Raw genomic sequence first — 302 nt, 5'->3', positions numbered from 1 at the left:
GTGTTCGGCTCGTCCGACGCGCTCGCCGGCGCCTACGGCATCGCGGTCTCGCTCCTGATGGCGGTCACCACCCTGCTCGCCGCGCTGATCGCCCTCAAGTGGGGCTACAACCCCGTGGCGGTCGTCCTGCTCAACGGCTTCTTCTTCGCGATCGACCTCGTCTTCCTCGGGGCGAACAGCGTGAAGCTCGTCGAGGGCGGCTGGTTCCCGCTGGTGCCCGCCGCCGCGGTCGCCACCATGATGCTGACCTGGCGCAAGGGCACCGCCCTGGTGGAGGAGGCCCGCACGGCGCACCGGCAGTC

General features: G+C 70.9%; 1 protein-coding gene. It reads left to right on the top strand.

The window, feature by feature from the left end; translation table 11 throughout:
* Positions 1-302 (top strand): KUP/HAK/KT family potassium transporter (locus ACLBXP_RS25655; RefSeq protein WP_447670635.1); only part of this gene is annotated, 302 nt, incomplete at both ends.

This window comes from Methylobacterium sp. A54F (assembly GCF_053346035.1).
This window is presented reverse-complemented; position numbering and strand designations above follow the sequence as displayed.